The sequence below is a fragment of the Parasphingorhabdus sp. genome, assembly GCF_036963705.1.
Taxonomy (GTDB): domain Bacteria; phylum Pseudomonadota; class Alphaproteobacteria; order Sphingomonadales; family Sphingomonadaceae; genus Parasphingorhabdus.
The window spans coordinates 21,233-38,462 of sequence record NZ_JBALUT010000024.1 but is presented as its reverse complement, the minus strand read 5'-3'; the positions used below and the strand labels follow the sequence as shown (position 1 = coordinate 38,462).

At 56.8% G+C, this 17,230-nt stretch carries 18 protein-coding genes; 11 read left to right on the top strand and 7 right to left on the bottom strand.

The features are described 5' to 3' along the window. The 4 genes from lnt to V7680_RS07770 form a co-directional block, all read left to right on the top strand. The coding region (lnt, locus tag V7680_RS07785; protein WP_335652716.1) for an apolipoprotein N-acyltransferase at nucleotides 1-1,347 on the top strand (1,347 nt) is incomplete at its 5' end. Nucleotides 1,348-1,416: 69 nt separating this feature from the next. Continuing rightward, nucleotides 1,417-2,628, top strand: a complete 1,212-nt coding sequence (gene metK, locus V7680_RS07780) for a methionine adenosyltransferase (protein WP_335652715.1) — start codon at nucleotides 1,417-1,419, stop codon at nucleotides 2,626-2,628. A gap of 31 nt (nucleotides 2,629-2,659) precedes the next feature. Next, nucleotides 2,660-3,355: a tRNA (guanine(46)-N(7))-methyltransferase TrmB gene (gene trmB / locus V7680_RS07775; protein WP_335652719.1), complete on the top strand. Its 696-nt coding sequence runs from the start codon at nucleotides 2,660-2,662 to the stop codon at nucleotides 3,353-3,355. Between the two features lie 189 nt (nucleotides 3,356-3,544). After that, nucleotides 3,545-4,522 (top strand): metal-dependent hydrolase, encoded by a 978-nt coding sequence (locus V7680_RS07770; protein WP_335652714.1) that lies wholly within the window; start codon nucleotides 3,545-3,547, stop codon nucleotides 4,520-4,522. 17 nt (nucleotides 4,523-4,539) lie between these two features. On the opposite strand, the gene V7680_RS07765 is transcribed toward V7680_RS07770, so the two are convergent. The 3 genes from V7680_RS07765 to rplU form a co-directional block, all read right to left on the bottom strand. Further along, nucleotides 4,540-5,085: a GNAT family N-acetyltransferase gene (locus V7680_RS07765; RefSeq protein WP_335652713.1), complete on the bottom strand. Its 546-nt coding sequence runs from the start codon at nucleotides 5,083-5,085 to the stop codon at nucleotides 4,540-4,542. Nucleotides 5,086-5,278: 193 nt separating this feature from the next. After that, nucleotides 5,279-5,548 (bottom strand): 50S ribosomal protein L27, encoded by a 270-nt coding sequence (rpmA, locus tag V7680_RS07760; RefSeq protein ID WP_067197476.1) that lies wholly within the window; start codon nucleotides 5,546-5,548, stop codon nucleotides 5,279-5,281. 3 nt (nucleotides 5,549-5,551) lie between these two features. Beyond that, nucleotides 5,552-6,067, bottom strand: a complete 516-nt coding sequence (rplU, locus tag V7680_RS07755) for a 50S ribosomal protein L21 (RefSeq protein ID WP_335652712.1) — start codon at nucleotides 6,065-6,067, stop codon at nucleotides 5,552-5,554. A 216-nt stretch (nucleotides 6,068-6,283) separates the two neighbouring features. On the opposite strand from rplU, the gene V7680_RS07750 reads away from it, so the two are divergent. Continuing rightward, on the top strand, nucleotides 6,284-6,799 hold the full coding sequence (locus tag V7680_RS07750) for a hypothetical protein (RefSeq protein WP_335652711.1): 516 nt from the start codon (nucleotides 6,284-6,286) through the stop codon (nucleotides 6,797-6,799). A 34-nt stretch (nucleotides 6,800-6,833) separates the two neighbouring features. Here V7680_RS07750 and V7680_RS07745 read toward each other — a convergent pair whose 3' ends face one another. From V7680_RS07745 to V7680_RS07730, 4 genes are all read right to left on the bottom strand, one after another. After that, nucleotides 6,834-7,385, bottom strand: a complete 552-nt coding sequence (locus V7680_RS07745; protein WP_335652710.1) for a gamma carbonic anhydrase family protein — start codon at nucleotides 7,383-7,385, stop codon at nucleotides 6,834-6,836. After that, nucleotides 7,382-7,951: a GNAT family N-acetyltransferase gene (locus V7680_RS07740; protein ID WP_335652709.1), complete on the bottom strand. Its 570-nt coding sequence runs from the start codon at nucleotides 7,949-7,951 to the stop codon at nucleotides 7,382-7,384. The genes V7680_RS07745 and V7680_RS07740 overlap by 4 nt, the downstream gene beginning before the upstream one ends. Further along, nucleotides 7,944-8,945, bottom strand: coding sequence for a porphobilinogen synthase (hemB, locus tag V7680_RS07735; RefSeq protein ID WP_335652708.1), 1,002 nt, complete (start codon nucleotides 8,943-8,945; stop codon nucleotides 7,944-7,946). Before hemB ends, V7680_RS07740 begins: the two co-directional genes overlap by 8 nt. A gap of 72 nt (nucleotides 8,946-9,017) precedes the next feature. Then, nucleotides 9,018-10,586 (bottom strand): M23 family metallopeptidase, encoded by a 1,569-nt coding sequence (locus V7680_RS07730; RefSeq protein WP_335652707.1) that lies wholly within the window; start codon nucleotides 10,584-10,586, stop codon nucleotides 9,018-9,020. A 205-nt stretch (nucleotides 10,587-10,791) separates the two neighbouring features. On the opposite strand from V7680_RS07730, the gene V7680_RS07725 reads away from it, so the two are divergent. The 6 genes from V7680_RS07725 to V7680_RS07700 all read left to right on the top strand — a co-directional run bounded on the left by V7680_RS07725 (nucleotide 10,792) and on the right by V7680_RS07700 (nucleotide 17,230). Beyond that, entirely contained in the window at nucleotides 10,792-13,596 is a 2,805-nt protein-coding gene (locus V7680_RS07725; RefSeq protein ID WP_335652706.1) for a helicase-related protein, read from the top strand. A gap of 172 nt (nucleotides 13,597-13,768) precedes the next feature. Beyond that, the gene (gene fdxA / locus V7680_RS07720; RefSeq protein WP_335652705.1) at nucleotides 13,769-14,107 is read left to right on the top strand and encodes a ferredoxin FdxA; all 339 of its coding nucleotides are present in this window, start codon (nucleotides 13,769-13,771) and stop codon (nucleotides 14,105-14,107) included. A 306-nt stretch (nucleotides 14,108-14,413) separates the two neighbouring features. Further along, nucleotides 14,414-14,944, top strand: coding sequence for a CarD family transcriptional regulator (locus V7680_RS07715; RefSeq protein WP_335652704.1), 531 nt, complete (start codon nucleotides 14,414-14,416; stop codon nucleotides 14,942-14,944). A 151-nt stretch (nucleotides 14,945-15,095) separates the two neighbouring features. After that, a complete protein-coding gene (locus tag V7680_RS07710) occupies nucleotides 15,096-15,839 on the top strand; it encodes a head GIN domain-containing protein (RefSeq protein WP_335652703.1) in 744 nt (247 codons plus the stop codon). Between the two features lie 45 nt (nucleotides 15,840-15,884). Further along, complete coding sequence (locus V7680_RS07705; protein ID WP_335652702.1) at nucleotides 15,885-16,526, top strand: class I SAM-dependent methyltransferase; 642 nt, start codon at nucleotides 15,885-15,887, stop codon at nucleotides 16,524-16,526. Continuing rightward, entirely contained in the window at nucleotides 16,523-17,230 is a 708-nt protein-coding gene (locus V7680_RS07700; protein ID WP_335652701.1) for a GIN domain-containing protein, read from the top strand. Before V7680_RS07705 ends, V7680_RS07700 begins: the two co-directional genes overlap by 4 nt.

Here is a 17,230-nt window from a genome sequence, read left to right as displayed (position 1 = left end):
ATGCCGGGATGGCTGGGCTATGTAGCGGTTGTCCTATTGTCGCTCTATCTCGCCGTGTTCCCGGCGTTGGCCGCTCTTGTCGCATGGTCGCTTGGCAGAAAAAGGCCGTGGGCGTTTATTCTCGGCTTGGCTGGAGCATGGATTATCACCGAGTGGCTGCGGAGCTGGGTCTTCAGCGGCTTTATCTGGAATCCTCTGGGCTCTATATTGGTGCCAACATTATTGGCGCAATATGCGGTCACTATAGGAACATATGGGCTGGCGGCAATTGTCATCATGATTGCTGGTATCATCGTGATGGCTGTCCGATATCTTTCCGATGCAGTTTGGAAATGGCCAGCTTCCGGCAGTTGGATCGGGATTGTTTTTGCCGCGATATTTGTTTTCCCGGTTCTGCTCGTCACGGCATTCCCCACGTTGCTGTCACCGACGCCATTCGAGGCCGGTAATCCGCTGATTCCGATCACCGTCGTCCAGCCGAATATTGGTCAGCAGGACAAATGGAAGGCCGGTTACGAACAGCAAAACCTCGCCAAACTGGCTGAATTGACGGTTCGCAAAGACGACGAACCCCGGATTATCTTCTGGCCGGAAGCAGCGATCCCCGATTATCTCGAAACCGGCTATCCGGCGCGCTATTATTATGGCCGCCCGCCGGAATTTGTCCGCCAGCAGCTTGGTGGATTGATGAAAGCCGGTGACGTACTCGTGCTTGGTGCGCTGAAGCTCGAATTTGACGAAGCAGAAGGGCGCGCAATTGGTGCCAGGAACAGTGTGTTTGCCATGGATTCTGAGCATGAGTTGATCGGACGATACGACAAGGCCCATCTGGTGCCTTATGGCGAATATCTACCGATGCGACCGCTCTTGTCGGCCATCGGCCTGTCCCGTCTGGCGCCGGGAGATTTTGATTTCTGGCCGGGCCCCGGGGCCCGTTCGCTCGATCTCGGCAAATTTGGCAAGGCCGGTCTGCAGGTCTGTTACGAGATCATCTTCTCCGGACAGGTTGTCGATCCCGATGATCGCCCGGATTTCATTTTCAATCCGTCCAACGACGCCTGGTTTGGCGCATGGGGCCCACCGCAACACCTGGCGCAGGCGCGGTTGCGGGCGATTGAGGAAGGCTTGCCGGTCATCCGTTCGACTCCGACCGGTATTTCAGCGTTGATCGATGCCGATGGCGGAATCGTGGCGAGTGTGCCGATGGGGCAGGCGGGCAGGATCGATGCGAACCTGCCGCGGCCCAAGTCACCGACGGTTTTTGCGCGTTATGGGCAAATATTGCCGCTGGGTCTGGCGATCATTTTGCTATTGTCTGCCATTGCCATAAGGGTTCGCGCTCGCTAAAGCACATATAAACTTTTCCTTATGTCCCATCGGCCGGCCCCATTTCCGGCCATAATTCAGGATTTTGCCATGCGTTCAGAATTTATCTTCACCTCCGAATCGGTCTCTGAAGGCCATCCTGACAAAGTGTCTGACCAGATTTCCGATACCGTCGTTGATCTGTTCCTTTCCAAGGACCCCGAAGCCCGGGTCGCTTGTGAAACCCTGACCACCACCGACCGGGTGATTCTAGCCGGTGAAGTTCGCGGTAACGGCATGATCGATACCGACGGGAATTGGGCGCCGGGCGCATTGGAAGAAATCGAGAATGCCGTCCGTCAAACCGTGAAGAAAATCGGTTACGAGCAAGACGGCTTCCACTGGCAGAACCTGATTTTCGAAAACCATTTGCACCCGCAATCGGCACATATCGCGCAGGGCGTGGACGAAAGCGGCAACAAGGACGAAGGCGCCGGGGACCAGGGGATCATGTTCGGCTATGCCAGCGATGAAACGCCGGACCTGATGCCAGCAACATTGCAATATTCGCACCAGATACTCAAGCAGATGGCCAATGATCGCCACAGCGGCAAAGCGCCTTTTCTGGAGCCGGACAGCAAGAGCCAGGTAACCCTGCGCTATGTCAATGAAGTGCCAGTAGAGGCGGTTGCTCTGGTCGTTTCGACCCAGCATGCTCCGGGCTATTACAAGGACAGCGACAATCCTGCACTATATAAGGAATTGCGCGACTATGTGATGGGTGTGTTCCACTCGGTATTGCCCGAGGGCTTCATCACCGACAAGACCGTGATCCATGTCAATCCAACCGGTCGCTTTGAAATTGGCGGGCCCGACGGCGACGCCGGCCTCACCGGTCGCAAGATCATCGTCGATACTTACGGCGGTGCAAGCCCGCATGGAGGCGGCGCTTTCTCCGGCAAGGATCCGACCAAGGTCGATCGCTCTGCAGCCTATATCACACGATATATGGCGAAAAATATCGTCGCGGCCGGTCTCGCAAAACGCTGCGCGATCCAGCTTTCCTATGCGATCGGGGTTGCCGAACCGCTGTCGATCAATGTCGATCTGCACGGCACCGGCACGGTCAGCGAAGAGAAGCTTGAGGAAATATTGCCGACTCTCGTTCGCCTCACTCCCAAGGGTATTCGCACCCATCTCGGTCTGAACAAACCAATCTATGGTCCGACCGCCGCTTATGGTCATTTCGGCCGCAAGGCAGAGGGTGATTTGTTCACCTGGGAACGGACCGATCTGGTGGACGCGCTGAAAGCAGCCGTCTGAAGGCGCATATGCCAGCAGAACTTCCAGGATGATGAACGCGAAAAACGAAGGTGATCCGACCACCATCCGCCAGCTCTACGGCCGTCGTCAGGGCCATGCGCTGCGCGACCAGCAGGTCGAGCTGATCGAGAAACTGCTGCCGCAAATTGCGGTCCCGGTCGAAGGTCCGGTGTCCTCCGCGACTTTGTTCGACGGCGATCGTCCGCTGCATTTTGAAATCGGTTTTGGTGCCGGGGAGCATCTCGCTACCCGCGCCGACATGCTACCCGACCACGGCTTTATCGGCTGCGAGCCCTACCTCAACGGTGTGGTGGGCGCGCTGCAGCATATCCGTGATCGCCGCTTGCCCAATGTCCGCCTGCATATGGGCAATGCGCTGGATGTGCTCGAGCGGATTCCGGATGAATCGCTCAGTTTTGTCTATCTGTTGCATCCCGACCCATGGCCCAAGGCGCGCCATGCCAAGCGGCGTTTCATGAATCATGGGCCGATGGAAATGATCGCCGCAAAGCTGAAGCCCGGCGGGGAATTCCGTTTCGGAACCGATCATCCGGTCTATCTTGAATGGGCCTGCATGATCATGAACCAGCGCGATGAATTTGACTGGCTGTGCGACAGTCCGGAAAGCTGGACGACCCGCCCGGGTGGCTGGCCGGAGACGCGCTACGAAGCCAAGGCGCGTCGTCAGGGCCATGATGTCTGGTATTTCCGCTACCGGCGCAAATAAACCAAAGGGTTTCAATTCGCATTTTATCAGATGCCTCGAATTCTGCCATTTTCGTCTGTCGTAACCAATATTAAATCATATTTGTTAAGCATCCTGCGATGCCGAACCTTAACCTTCCTTGTCTATTAAACGCTTAACCAGAACCATCGGTTGGGTCGCTACCAATCAAGACGAGAGGTTTATAAAAACATGGACAGAGTTCCATCGACCACCGAATCAACGACCGAAACCGCACGCCCCCATCCAAATACCCTCCGCAAAAGCGCGACGCCGGCAGATCTTCATATTCAATGTCGCAATCGGCATTTTGCCAGCGCGGCGTTAGAACGGCGCCGCTGGATCGGTGGCGACCCATATGCATCCGCGTTTTTCAACTGCCTGTCGGCTATTTTCCCCAAGGGAGAGGCGTTTTTTATCGAGTCGCTGAAGAAATTTCGCGATCGTACGCCAGCCAAATTGCAGGGCGAGATCCGTTCCTTCATCCAGCAGGAAGCAACCCACAGCCGCGAGCATCATTTTTTCAACCAGCATCTGGCAAGTTGCGATCTTGATATCTCGCGGCTCGAACAGTCGATTTCCGATGTTGTGTCATACGTCCGCGCGCAGCCCGAGATAATGCATCTCGTCGCGACCATGTGTATCGAGCATATCACTGCAATTCTTGCTGCCGAGATAATTTCCAATCCCCGGCATTTGGAACATGCCGACGAGGAACAGCGCAAGCTCTGGTTGTGGCATTCCTCGGAAGAGGTCGAGCATAAGGGCGTTGCTTATGACACCTGGCTACATATGACCAGAGACTGGAACCCGCTGAAACGCTGGTATGTACGCAGCGCGTTCATGGCCAAAATTTCCCTTGGCTTCACCATAAACCGGACCAAGGGCGTTATCGACCTGCTCCGGCAAGATGGGATCACCGGTGTTCGCGCATGGACCGGGCTGGCCCATTATGCGCTGGTCGGTGCGGCGCCACTGCGGCGGACGATTTGGCCGTGGGTGCAGTTTTTCAAACCCGGCTTCCATCCCTGGGATATTGATGACCGCCACCTTATTCAGCTCGCCGAGAGCGAATATGAAGCGGCGATTATGGATCCACAGGCGGTCCCGGTCGCGTCTTTGGTGCAAAAAAATCCGCCACCGAAGGAACGTTTCAAAAAGGTCGCCTGATCGGCTTTATGTCGCCGTCATGCTGCCATCGGTCGCATGACGTCGCTATCCTCGGCCAATTGCAGCTTGAACTGGACCGCATCGACTTTCTCGCCGCGGCCTTTGGAATAACGCGGTGCAATGTGGCCGGTTGGTCTGAAACCCAGCTTCTTCAACACTTTGCCAGATCCGGGATTGTCGACAAAATGCTCCGCCAGCATTTCGCGATGACCCACGGTCCTGGCAATATCCAGCACCGCACGGGCCGCTTCGGTGGCATAGCCGCGGCCCCAATGGTCGCGGGCGATCCAATAGCCGATTTCAAGATCGCCACTGCCCATGTCGCCGAAGCCGATCGAGCCGACCAGTTGCGGTGATTCCGAAGAGCGCCGGAAAATCAGGAAATTTGGATGGAGCACCGGCCTTTCCAGGGAAAGGAACTGATCGGCATCTTCGCGCCGATAGGGCCAAGGTGCAGATCCCAGGTTGCGGACGATCGCCTGATCGTTGATCGCTTCGTAAACGGCGGGCGCATCTTCCGGCCAGCCTGGTCTCAATAATAATCTTTCGGTCCGTGCAAACATTTCGACTCTCCACAGTCTGCTATCGTTTGCCCCATGTTGTGACCGGCCATTAAGCGGGAACGGTTACAACATCGAGACATCGTGACAGGGAGAGACAAAAAAAGGGAGAGGATGACCCTCTCCCTGAAATTGGTGGTTCGTTGGAACCTGCCGGGTCATCCTGCTAGTGGACAACCCTTTATCGATTGTCCGGTTATTCTGCGGCTTCTGCCATGAGGTCCACGGACACATATTTGCGACCGAGTTTGCCTTTATGGAATTCCACTTTGCCGTCGACGAGCGCGAACAAGGTATGATCCTTGCCCATGCCGACATTACGACCCGCATGGGTCTGCGTGCCGCGCTGGCGGATAATGATGTTACCGGCGACAACAGCTTCGCTGCCGAATTTTTTGACGCCCAGACGACGACCTGCTGAGTCGCGTCCGTTGCGGGATGAACCACCTGCTTTTTTATGTGCCATGGTTTAGTCCTCTTTCTTCGCAGCCGGCTTTTTGGCTGCTGGCTTCTTCGCTGGAGCCTTCTTGGCAGCAGCTGGTTTTGTTTCGGTTTTCGCAGCAGCTTTTTTTGCTGGTGCTTTTTCGGCCGGAGCCTTCTCAGCTGGAGCAGCCTTGGCTTTCGCGGCCGGCTTGTCTTCAGCTGGAGCAGCTTCCTTCTTCGGAGCAGCCTTGGCCGGAGCTTTTTCAGATCCGATCGCGCTGATCTTCAGCACTGTGTGCTGCTGGCGATGGCCATTTTTGCGACGGTAATTATGCCGACGGCGCTTCTTGAAGATGATGACCTTCTCGCCCTTTTCCTGGGCGATAATTTCAGCCGCAACGGTGAGGCCTTTAAGGTCTTTCATTTCGCCACCGTCACCGGCCAGCAAAACGTCATCCAAGGTTATCGAATCACCAGCTTCTCCAGCTAGTTTTTCGACTGCGATAATATCTCCTGCGGCAACCCGATATTGTTTGCCGCCGGTGCGCACAATTGCGAACATGGCTTTTTTCCGTTTCAAATTTGTGGTTCCAGCGCACAAGCCCGTTAACGCGAGTCTTTCGGCCCACGCTGGAAAGAGTGGGCAGCTAACCGATGAAGGTGGCGCTGTCAACCGGCTTAAGGCGATTATGGCTATTCAACAGACCCGGCAATGCTCCGCTTGTTCCTCGGATATTCGCCGTTGCAGAGGGGATAAGCCTAACCTAAAGACAGAGCAATGAAAAAACTCCCCGCTTTGATGACGATTATCACCGTTACACTGTCCGGTTGCGCGATGAGCGAAGGCGATTTTCCGTCGCTTCTCAAGCGCCCCTATGAAGACGAATCCGTCATGGCTGATTCGGAGGCACTCCCCGCCACCAATCTCGCTCTGCCGGCTGATCTGCAAAGCGATCTGAGCGCCGCAGTAGCGCGAAGCGGGGCCGCTCACAGTCAGTTTCAAGCCAGACTTCCAACTGTCAAACGGCGAGTCGATACCGCGCGCAATGCTGCAGTATCAAGCGAATCGTGGGTCGCTGCCCACATGGAACTCGCTGCGCTGGAAGGCGAACGAAGCCCGTCTGTCGAGGCTTTGGCGGATATAGACGCGCTTTATCGGGCGCAGCTCGAACGGGAGACGGTTGAAGGCGAATCGGGTGGAACGACGATCATCGCCCGGCAGCGCGATGCGGTACAAGCGCAAGTCGACCGTCAGCAGACGGAAATCGACGCGATGATAAACCGGCTGCGCTGATTCGGGACTGATTCGGACCGAATCAGGTCAGAGATTACAGGCCGTCGAGGGCCGCCTTGTGGGCCTTGGCATTTTCGACATAATGAGCGACGCCCATGCGCATGCCGGCAATCGCCGGCTCGGTCAGGTCGCGCATATATTTGGCTGGCGAACCGGCCCATAGCTGCCCCGAAGAGATGCGCTTGTTGGGGGTCAGGGTCGCACCGGCGGCGAGCATCGCGTCGCCCTCGATCACGCAGCCGTCCATGACCGTGGTACTCAGGCCGACAAAGGCCCGGTCTTCGAGAGTCGCACCGTGCAACATCACCATATGACCGACCAATACGTCATCGCCGATGATCGTCGGATTGCCATTGGGGGTCGCGGGTGTGGCGCTGTCGCAATGGATGACGGTGCCGTCCTGGACATTGCTGCGCGCGCCGATCCGGATAAAATTCACGTCGGCGCGAATCACGCAATTGTACCAGACGCTTGATTCGGGACCAATTTCGACATCGCCGATGATCGTGCAGCCCGGCGCGATAAACGCGCTGGGGTGGATTTTGGGAGTTTTGCCGTTGAACGGCAGGATTAAAGGTTTCGTCATGCTTTCGAGTTCCAGACATCAGCTTCTATTTTGTAAACAATTGTCGGATTCAGATCTTCGCTATAATTGGGATCATGAAAATCAAGCTCGGGATAATGGCGCATGCCGAGCCGTTTCATCAGGCCCCAGCTTGGCTCATTGCCGGCTACGGTCAGTGCCACAACATAGGGTGCGTTCCATCGGTCAAAGGCTGCGTCCATGCAGGCCGTCGCCGCTTCCTTGGCATAGCCTTTGCCCCAGGCGTCTTCGCGCAAGCGCCAGCCGATCTCGTGGGCGCCGGTCAATTTGGGTTGCGGCGCATTGACCCGCTTCAGCCCGCAAAATCCAAGAATTTCGCCATCGGACTTGCGCTCGACAATCCAGAAAGTGTGGCCGAAGTCCCGGTCATAGCCTTCCAGTCGTTTCATTGCCGCATCGAATGTTTCCCGGTCTTGCACGCCGCCCAACCAGCGCATCACATTGCGGGTATTGAGATGTTCCATAAACGGTTCGATATCGCTCTTGCGCCATTTTCGCAGGAGCAGCCGCTCGGTTTCCAGAACAATATCGGTTGCGTTATCAGCCATTGAGCAAGCGCGCGGCGTCGGCCGCAAAATAGGTGAGGATCCCGGAGCATCCGGCGCGTTTGAAGGCGATCAACTTCTCCATCATCAACGCGTCGTGGTCACCGACTCCGGCGGCAGCGCCGACTTTGACCAGCGCATATTCGCCGGACACTTGATAAGCGTAGACCGGTATGTTGAATTCTGATTTGGCGCGATAGATGATGTCGAGATAGGCAAGACCCGGTTTGACCATTACGCTATCGGCGCCCTCGGCAATATCAAAGGCGATCTCGCGGATCGCTTCGTCGCTGTTGCCCGGATCCATCTGGTAGGTTTTCTTGTCGCCTTTCAGCAACCCGCTGGAACCTACGGCATCGCGGAACGGTCCGTAAAAGGCGCTCGCATATTTAGCGGAATAAGCCATGATCTGGACATTGTGATGATGGGCGAGTTCCAGCACGTCGCGGATCGCGCCGACCCGGCCGTCCATCATATCCGACGGCGCAATGATATCGGCCCCGGCATTGGCCTGGTTCAGCGCCTGTTTGGTCAGGATGTCGAGTGTGCGGTCATTCTCGACATAGCCCTTGTCGTCGATCAACCCGTCCTGGCCATGGCTGGTATAGGGATCGAGCGCGACATCGGTCAAAATGCCGATATCGTCGCCGAGCGCGTCTTTCACCGCCTTGGTGGCGCGACACATCAGATTGTCGGGATTGAGCGCTTCTTTTCCGTCCTCGCTACGCTTGTCTGCGGGCGTATTGGGGAACAGGGCGAGGCAGGGGATGCCAAGATCGCGAGCCTCGCGGGCGCGTTCGACGATGCCGTCGACCGACCAGCGCGAAACACCGGGCAAGGCAGCAATCGGTTCTTCGACGCCTTTGCCTTCGGTGATGAACAAGGGCCAGATCAGATCGGATGGCGACAGATGCGTCTCCCGGACCATAGAGCGGCTCCAGCCATGGGTGCGCGAGCGGCGCAATCGGCTGTGCGGGAAAGAAGCTTGCTGTGACATGGGCGATGCTTAGCTTAGCAGGCAGCGCCGCTCAACTCTTCTGTGAAACTGTTTGGAAGCCGGAGGCTGACTCTAGCTGGTGAGCGGCTTGTTGAGCCGGTTGATTTCGCGTTCGGGCTCTGCTTGTGCCGAAACATTTTTCAAACTGCCCAATGCTGCGCCCGGCACCACAAGTTTCAATTTCTGCAGCTCGCCCTTGAAGCGGCGCAATTCCTGTCCGCCCAATTGAGCCCGTTCGACAAATTTCACCGAACTGGGGTTGATCGTCCGTCCGCCGCGATAGAGTTCATAATGGAGATGCGGTCCGGTCGACAGGCCGGTTGATCCGATATAGCCGATAATCTGGCCCTTGCGCACGCGCCGTCCGTTGCTCACCGCGATCCGGCTCATATGGCCATAGCCGGAAGCCAGGCCGCCGCTGTGCTGCAATCTGACATAGTTGCCAAAGCCGCCCTTGCGTCCGGCATGGACCACGGTCCCGTCGGTAACCGCATAAATAGGTGAGCCATAGCCGCCGCCGAAATCCATTCCGCTGTGCATGCGCTTGTAGCGCAGGATTGGATGGCGGCGCATGCCATAGCTGGATGTGATCCGTCCGTTGGTTGGCCGCGCCAGTTCGCCATTGGATTGGCCGACGCCCGACGCCTCAAACCAGTTTGTCCGGCCACCGCTTTGCCATTTCAGCATTTGCGCGGCCGGCTTGCTGCCACGGTCGAGACCGGCATAGATCAGGTCACCCACCTCGAATTCGCCGGTTTCTGCGCGGCGATAAGAGAGGATGATATCAAATTCGTCGGTAGCACGGATATCGCGGGACACGGACATTTTCGAGCCGATGACCTGGAGATATTTCTGGACCGCATCTGCGGGTGCACCGGCAGCGCGCGCCGAGCGATAGAGGCTCGATCCGACCGTCCCCTTGATCCGCAGCGGTGTATCGTCGACCAGGATCGGCTTGCGGTTTAATTTCAGCCGGGCGTTATCGCGGAGTATTTCGAGATTGAGGTCAAAGCGCGCCCGAAAAGCCAGTTGGTCGAGCGGGCGAGCCTGATTTTTCGCGGGACGACGACCGAGAACGATGTCGATCTTGGTGCCGGGCTTGATATCGCCGAGCGAAACGGCCCCGCTGATCAGATCATTGACCTGCGCCGCTTCATCGCTGGCTACACCGGCGCGTTGCAGCACCCGGCGCAAGCTGTCGCCGCGGCCCAAAGTCGCGACCAGTTCGATTGATGGTCGTTCGGGGCTCTCCGCCAGCGGGCGCACTGCGTCGGTTGCGGCCATTCTGATGCCGGTGTCGGAACCATAAGCCAGCGGCGCGATCATTTGCGAACGCGCCTGGTCGGCGCGAAATCCGCTCAGCGGATCGGCGCGATGTCCGGCGATCGGACCAAAATCGGGAAGAGCGCTGATCGCAAAGCCGCTCAAGGCGACCAAAGTGACCAGACCGCGGAACCATGACGGGCTGCCGATATCCACGCCAAGATCGGGGACCCAGTCGATTTCGGCAAAATATTCACGCCCTTCGGCGAGTTTTTCCTTGAAAGACGGAAATTGGGGGAGCGACGACCGAAGGGGATCTGCCGCGATGGTTGCGGATCCCTGAACTTGCATGTCGATATCGTCGATTTTCTTGAACAAACGAACCCCTTGGCGATACAATATAGCCTTGCATCATATATATGAGCAACCTCTGTGCAGGAACTTGGTTAAAGTCAAATTAACCCGCCGTGCGGGCCGTTTACATGCGGCGAAACGTGTAAAATGACGGTTATCCGGTCCCCTGTCCCGAAATTTTATACCAAGGCGCTTGCAACTCTGCGCCTCATCGTCTGTTGTGCAGTCAATGTCCCGGTTATCCCAGTCGTCCCTTGTCGCCGTCCTTGGCCCGACCAATACCGGCAAAACCCATCTTGCCATCGAACGCATGTGTGCCCATTCGAGTGGAATGATCGGATTTCCGCTGCGCTTGCTGGCGCGCGAAGTCTATGACCGTGTGGTTGCGCTCAAGGGGGTCAACCGAGTGGCGCTGGTCACCGGTGAAGAAAAGATCATCCCGAAACAGGCGCAATGGTATCTGTGCACAGCCGAGGCCATGCCGATGGACCGCGAATTTGCCTTTGTCGCGATTGACGAGGCGCAGATCGGGATCGACCCCGAGCGCGGCCATATATTTACCGACCGGATGCTCCATGCTCGCGGCCGCGAGGAAACCATGATCCTAGGATCGGAAAGCTTGCGCCCGCTGATCGAAGCCTTGCTGCCTGATGCAGAGATCATCACCCGGCCGCGCTTCTCCACCCTGAGCTATGCCGGACCACGCAAGCTTTCCCGGCTGCCGCGCCGCTCGGCGATCGTCGCTTTCTCGCTCGAGGATGTCTACGCCATCGCCGAAATGCTCCGCCGCCAACATGGCGGAGCGGCGATTGTGATGGGATCGCTGTCGCCACAAACCCGCAACGCGCAAGTCAAATTATATCAGGATGGCGAGGTTGATTATCTGGTCGCGACCGATGCCATCGGCATGGGGCTCAACCTCGACGTCACCCATGTCGCCTTTGCCGCGCTTCGCAAGTTTGATGGTCGCCGCAGGCGCCGGCTGACCCTGGCGGAGATCGGACAGATTGCCGGGCGCGCCGGACGCCACCAGAAGGACGGAAGCTTTGGCGTATTGTCCGGGCTGGACTCCTCCGACGAATTGCAGGCCGAAGATATCGAACGTCTCGAAGAGCATCGCTTCCCCAAGCTGGAGTGGCTCTACTGGCGCAACCCCGAACCCGATTTCGGTTCGCTCGACAGCTTGATCGGCTCGCTTGAAGAAAAACCGCAACGTCAGCGACTGCATCCCGCACCGGAGGCTGTCGACCTGGCGGTGTTGAAAAAGCTCGCCCAGGATCCCGTAGTGTCCCAGTTTGTCAATTCGCCAAACATGGTGCGACTACTCTGGGAAGCGGCCTGTATCCCGGACTTCCGCAAAGTCGGTGCTGACCATCAGGCGCGTTTCGTAGCTTCGCTCTGGCCCCATCTCGCCGGCGGCTCCGGCAGGATACCCCATGCTCGCATGGCCCAGGAAATTGCGCGGCTGGAAAATGTCCAGGGTGACATCGCTACGCTGGGCGCGCGCATCGCGGCGGCCCGCAGCTGGAGCTACATCGCGCAGAAAACCCGTTGGGTGGAGCAGCCCGAGGTGATGATCGAGCGCACCCGGGCGCTGGAATCGCGCTTGAGCGATGCTATGCACAGCCAGTTGACCCAGCGCTTTGTCGACAAAAGGACACGGATTCTGATGCGCGGCTTGCTCAAAGATACGCTGTCACAGGATGTCAGCATCGATGACGACGGCATGGTGCTGGTCGAGGGACAGGAAATAGGAACACTCAAGGGCTTCCAATTTGTCGTGCCTTCCGATAGCCGGAGCGAAGACCGCAAGATGCTGCTTGCGGCAGCAGAAAGATATTTGGGACGTATTATGACGCAAAACGCAGATGCTCTGGCTAAGGCACCCGACAGTGTATTGACCTTGGAACCCGACGCAACCGGAACGCCAGCGATTCTCTGGGGTGAATCCCGGCTCGCGATGCTGACCAAGGGCAAGTCTCTCTTGCAACCCGAGATTAAATTCGACCATTCGATCAAGGATATGGCCCCTGAAGACGGTCAGAAAGTCATGGATCGAGTCAAGCTCTGGGTCGACGCAATGAAGGCCAAGCATCTCGAAGGACTGGTCAAAATTGACGCGCTGGCCAATCAGCCGGAAACCCCGGCGGCAGTGCGCGCCCTGTTCGCACAGATTGTTGATGCAGGCGGCATATTGTCGCGGCGCGAGATCGATCAGGCGATACGCGCACTCGACAATGATATGCGCGGCCATGCGCGCCGCGCCGGCCTGGTATTCGGGGCGCTCGATATTTTCCATCACGCGCTGATGAAGCCTGGTGCCGTGCTCTGGCGGACGGCCCTGTTCGCCGCCTTTGACGCGCAGCCGATGATCGAGCGGACACCGGATAATGCGGTGCATCTCAAGCAGGACGCCTTTGCCGAGGCCGACAATGCATCGCGGCTTGGCTTTCGCAAGATTGCCGGTGAATATATCCGCGTCGACATGGTCGAACGGCTGATCAAACAGGCCCATGAATCCCGGCAGAAAGGCGCGATATTCGCCGTTGATCCTGCGCTGGCAACATCATTGGGGCTGTCGCAAAGCTGCCACGAAGCGTTGCTCGATCTGGCAGGTTTCGTAAAAACCAATGACAAGCCAACGCCGATTGAACCAGCGGTTATCGAAAATAGCTCTCCGCCGCCGGCCGGTGCTGACCAGGCGGAAAAAGCTGGCGAAGAGGCTATAGAGCCGGATGCCGAACCGACGGCGGAATCATCACTAGCGTCAGAAGCTGCGCCGGACGTGGTGGTGGAAACGGCTGAAGCAACCGCAGACAGCAGTCCGGTAGCGGAAGAGCCAGCCGCTACTATCCAATATTGGCGCTGGAAAGGCATGGCGCGCAAAAACAACCGCGATCAGGGCAAGGCTCGCGGGAAACCGCAAAAACACGCCAAGGGTGCGCCGGCCAAGCGCAAAGTCGAACCGGTTCTTGCGACCGCCGGTGGTGCCTTTGCCGAACTGGCTGCGCTCAGGGACAGTATGAAGAAATAGGATGGCGGCCTCGATGGCAACGCTATGCTGGTACAATCCCGTTATGAAATATCGCAGACTGACAATCGAATCAGCGGTCAAACCAACTGTTGACGTGTCAGAAATTGCACAATAGCTAGGGTCAGATAGACGACCTCAAATAGCGGACTGGTATAGGGGAGTTCACGACCAGATGACTTATGTTGTTACCGAAGCCTGCATTAAATGCAAATATATGGACTGTGTCGAAGTTTGCCCCGTGGATTGCTTCTACGAAGGCGATAACATGCTGGTCATCAACCCCAGTGAATGCATTGACTGCGGTGTCTGTGAGCCCGAATGCCCGGCCGAGGCGATTCTTCCTGACACCGAAGACGGTTTGGAAAAATGGCTTGAGGTTAACACCAAATATTCCGAAGAATGGCCAAATATCACGGTCTGCCGCGAACCACCTGCCAACGCCGACGAGTTCAAGGGCATGGAAGGCAAATTCGAAGCTTTCTTCTCCGAAAAACCTGGCCAGGGCGACTAAGTTCGCATCTGATAGCACGGGCCCGATGGCCCGCTTGGGCCAGTCGATACGCCCTGCCGAAGCCATGAAATCTTGAAGACCGGGCGCCATTGATTGGCGGTCCCGGCCAAGATAGGTTGTGCACTGCAACGAAAAATTGCTTTTTCGTTCCGAATCTGCTACACAATAGCTGTAATCGACTGAACACCTGAGCGTGCGGGTGGTGTTCGGTCGTTAAATATATGTACGAAAGGGTTATTTCGTCAGGCTATTTCGAAATTCGAACGTGACCAGCGTTCTTTTCCATTGATTCAAGAAAGGCTTTTTATGGCTGCTAATGTGCTGTCCTTTGATGTGGGCGATTATGTCGTTTATCCGAAACATGGTGTTGGCCGGGTTGTTGAACTGCAAAATGAAGAAATTGCAGGCATGCAGCTCGAGCTTTATGTGTTGCGCTTTGAAAAAGAACGGATGACCTTGCGGGTTCCGACCAACAAGGCAGAAGGCGTCGGAATGCGCAAATTGTCTTCGGACAAGACGCTCCGCGAAGCCTTGGAAACTTTGAAAGCCAAGCCGAAGGTCAAGCGGTCGATGTGGTCGCGCCGGGCCCAGGAATATGAAGCGAAGATCAACTCTGGCGATCTGGTATCGATTGCCGAGGTTACCCGCGATCTTTTCCGCGCCGATGACCAGCCGGAACAAAGCTATTCCGAACGGCAGATTTTCGAAGCGGCATCGAGCCGCCTTGCCCGCGAACTGGCGGCCATGGAAGAAACCGACGAGCCGACGGCTCTGACGAAGATTCTCGAGATTCTCAATATCGCTGCACCGCAATATTATGAAGTCAAAGAAGACTGATCGATAGATCGACGCTCTTCGTCGAAACAGGGAAGGGGTTGTCACAGCGATGTGGCAGCCCCTTTTTTCATGTCCCGAAGCGGCGAAAATTTTGGTTGATCTCTGTTGGATGAAAGCGTATTAGTGCATTAATACACCAATGGAGGTTTGGATGAAAAATATCATGTTTTTGGCGCCGCTACTGGCTCTTGCGGCCTGTGAAGGGTCGATCGTCGACGCTGTCGGCGAGGCTGCGACCGGAGCCAGCAGTTTTTCAGACGGCACTGCCATTGGCACCAGCGCCAGCAACCCCGGCGCGTTCGAGGGCGTAACCCTTGCTGGTCCGGATAATATTATATTCACCACCGGAGCAGAATTTTCGATCCGGGCCGAAGGGGATGCCGAGGCGATCGAGCAATTGCGGTACAGCATATCCGGTGACCAGATCAAAATCGGACGGGAAAGCAAAGGCATGTCGTGGAACGACAGCGGCAAGGCTACGATATATGTCAGCGCTCCCGCCCTCAAAAGTGCCAAGCTTGCCGGTTCGGGCGATATGGAAATCGACGCGATGACCACCGACTCGACAAAGCTCAGCATCGCCGGATCCGGCAATATCCGGGTTGCCAATATCGATACCGAGTCTCTTGATTCCAAAATAGCCGGATCGGGTAGTCTGAATCTCGCGGGCACAGCCGAATCGGTCGACATATCGATTGCCGGTTCGGGTGATATCAGCGGCAAGGATCTCAAGGCCGCTAGCGCGAGCATATCGGTAGCAGGGAGCGGCGACGTCGAGCTGTCATCCGACGGATCGGTCGATGCCAAGGTGATGGGTTCCGGCGATGTCCGCATCCATGGCGCTGCCAAGTGCAAGTCACGGGCGATGGGATCTGGCGACATTACCTGCGGCTGATTGCCAAACCAACTTGCTGAAATCGCTTGGCGAACTGCCCCTGCTGTGGCAGATTCGCCAGTGATGGCAAATCTCTGGGAAAAATACGCGGTTCCGAAACTGATCCGCACAGCATGTTCACAGCCTGCGGTGATGAAAGATCGCAGCAAAATCGTGCCAAAGGCCGATGGCGATGTGCTCGAACTCGGCTGCGGTGGCGGGATCAATCTGCAATTTTACGACCGGTCGAAGGTTACCAAGCTGACCGGGCTCGATCCGTCGGCGGAATTGCTCGACTATACCCGCAAGGAAGCAAGCGAGCGCGGTTTCGAGATGGAAATCCATGATGGTATTGGCGAAGCCATGCCTTATGCCAATGACAGTTTTGACACGGTGCTGACCACCTTCACGCTCTGCTCGGTGCAGGATGGCAAGCAAGTGCTTTCGGAAATGCGCCGGGTGCTCAAGCCGGGCGGGAAAATATTGTTTCTCGAACATGGTCGGGCACCCGACCAGGGCCCGGAAAAATGGCAACGGCGGATTGAACCGGTCTGGAAACATATTGCCGGTGGTTGCCACCTTCATCGACCAGTTTCGAAGCTAATTGAAGCAAACGGGTATGAATTGGTCGAAAATGGGGGCCATTATGCACCCAAGACACCGCGTTGGCTCGGCTGGATGGAGTTTGGCGAGGCGCGACCGATATGAGAAATTTTTTCATCTTTCTGATGTCCGGCATCCTGCTGCTTTCATCAGCCGCCCAGGCTGCCGAACGCAAATTTTCCTTATTCGGTTTCGAGGACATTCGGATAGGCAACGGTGTCGATGTCGTGCTGACTTCTGGCAAGGGTCCTTCAGCCCGGGCAGAAGGGGAAACGCGCGAACTATTGGATCGGGTTTCGCTGAGGAAAAACGGCAAACAGTTGATCGTCTCGGTCCAGCAGAAATCGCAAGGCGGCGATGATTATGATGCGGACCGGCCGGTCACTCTTTACCTCAGCAGCTATGCGATCACCAACATCTCCCACTTGGGCTCCGGCTTGGTAAAGCTGGATAAATTATCCGGCCGCACCCCGCGCGTGCGGCTCGGCGGCTTTGGTACGCTTCGGATTGACGCGGTCGATGCAGATCGGCTTGATGTCGCGATGGCAGGCGGTGGCCAGGTGGTCATCTCCGGAAAGGCGCGCGATGCCCGCGTCGAGCTGCAAGGAGCGAGTATTTTTGAAAGCCCGGGTCTCACCGTGGAGAAACTTACGCTGGTCCAGCGCGGTCCGGCGCGCAGTCAATTGATGGTCAAACGGGAAGCGGCAATCACCAACTACGGAGCCGGCCAGATCGATATTGCCGGCAAGCCCAATTGTATGGTGCGAACCGATGGCGCTGCCAATATTGTCTGTAACCCTGACCGCTAG